The 2,015-nt window shown below is 33.2% G+C and carries 2 protein-coding genes; both read left to right on the top strand.

The window, feature by feature from the left end; all coding sequences use genetic code 11:
* Window positions 1-247 precede the first annotated feature (247 nt).
* Complete coding sequence (locus tag F8153_RS15800) at window positions 248-499, top strand: type II toxin-antitoxin system prevent-host-death family antitoxin (RefSeq protein WP_151867323.1); 252 nt, start codon at window positions 248-250, stop codon at window positions 497-499.
* The gene (locus F8153_RS15795) at window positions 496-873 is read left to right on the top strand and encodes a type II toxin-antitoxin system death-on-curing family toxin (RefSeq protein ID WP_151867322.1); all 378 of its coding nucleotides are present in this window, start codon (window positions 496-498) and stop codon (window positions 871-873) included. Before F8153_RS15800 ends, F8153_RS15795 begins: the two co-directional genes overlap by 4 nt.
* Window positions 874-2,015: the final 1,142 nt, after the last annotated feature.

The following is a 2,015-nucleotide window of genomic DNA, read 5'->3' as shown; positions in this document are numbered from 1 at the left end:
CCTAGCTTAGCTGGTTTATATGGAGTTTTGTGCCCCTCAAAGACAGAAGTCGATAGGACGTCGACTCCCTAATAATATATTTTGAATCACAAAAACCATACGACTTTCAACTAATTCTAACTTATTTTACCAAAATTTTTAAACAAAATAATAGAATATAGAACCTCATAACTAAATTTAATTTAAATTAATAAAATAGGTTGTATTTATCCTATAAAAATCATATAATATATATGAGGTGATAAATATGTTAGTTGATACAAATAATCTTGTTGCCATGACTGAAGCAAATCAAAATTTTTCAAAAGTTGTACGTATTGTTGATGAAAGTGGAATGGCAGTTATTCTTAAAAACAACAAACCCAAATATATACTTGTTGATTTTGATGAATATGAAGAAATTCAAGCTATGAAGAAAGAAAAAGCAAAAATAATATCAGAAACAGCAGACCTTTTAATTAATGAAAATTTGGAAGCATTTAAGGAGCTAGCAAAATGATATTATTAACTTCACAAGAAATTATATCTATTCATAGTAAACTTATAGTTAAAACAGGTGGATTAGACGGACTTCGTGATATCGGATTACTAGAATCAGCTGTAGCAAGTGCTAACAATGCATTTGCTGAAGTTGAGCAATACCCAACAATTGAGGAAAAATCAGCAAGACTTGCCTTTGCAATTGTTAATAATCACTCTTTTCTTGATGGAAATAAACGAATCGGAATTTTAACAATGTTAATGACTCTAAAACTGAATAATGTAAAAATAGCATATACCCAACAAGAACTTATTGACTTAGGATTATCTATCGCAGATGGCACCTACAAATATGATAATATACTTGAATGGATAATAAACCATAGATACTAAATACAAAACAAACAGCTATTAGTCAATGAATTCACACGAAAGCTATTATCTAATTTCTTACTATAATGTTTAAATATCTGCCACAGGACGTGGCAGTTTTTTTGTACAAAATTTCATATAACGTCTCCGTGTTTGCGACGCCTTTGAACTGGACCCACTTGACCTTGCCCCCTGGTGGTGCTTGCACCAGTGAGAAGTGTGTGGTGCGCTGATCTTGCCTTTCACACGAGCTTCCAGCACCCTTGCGCAAAAACATTGTTATCTGCTGTCCGTCAACTCAAGACCTTTTACATCGACCCAACCAATTTCTCTTATTCCTTAATGACGTTTTCAAAAGATAATATGAAGTTATTACTTATTTTCAGTGCTTTTATCTTGCAACCCAGACTTTATTGAAAATGCTGATATTACTAACTCTAATACAATTATTGTCGAAATTAAAGGGTATATATTAGTAATTATTTTTCCACCTACACCACCAGTAGATTAAGCATATCTAATGTGTTCTAAGATATTTTATTAACACCCAGATAAGACACAACCCACCAGTTATAATAGTCATAAAGAAATCAAACAATAAACTTTCAAATCCATATTTTTTCTTTGACATTTCAATTCCTCCCTTTTTAAACAAAGAATTACTATTATGGTATTCATCGATTATAACAGGCCTCTCAACTGATTCTTTATGTTAGTCGCCTCCTTATCCATACAAATAAATATGACTGTAGTTAATTATATCTTGCCTATAATGATCTGAACCGATGGCGTTTAAACCGTCACGTTCTCAAATGAAAAATTATAATGATATGAAATTATATTAACTATTGCTTGACTAAAAGTTCAAATGAAATCATTAACCCTAATTTCAACATCTGCGTTTCTTAACATTATTCATCTACTAAGCAATATAGCTTTTCACTTTTCCTCTTTATCAAGATCAAGACAGATATCAACTCAACATTATGCTAAGGATTGCAGATAACGTTTCCGTGTTTACGACGTCCCTGAGCCGGACCTGCAGGACCCTACCCCTTGGCGGAACTTCGTTCCCGGTGAAGGGATGTGGTGCGCTGACCCTACCCTTAAGACGTGCCCTCAGCACCTTCCGTAAACACGCTGTTCGTATAATAGGTTCATAA

Origin of the sequence: Alkaliphilus serpentinus, from assembly GCF_009017255.1 — a bacterium.
Classification (GTDB): domain Bacteria; phylum Bacillota; class Clostridia; order Peptostreptococcales; family Natronincolaceae; genus Alkaliphilus_D; species Alkaliphilus_D serpentinus.
The sequence above is the reverse complement of the archived record's forward strand: the minus strand, read 5'-3'. Positions and strand labels throughout refer to the sequence as shown.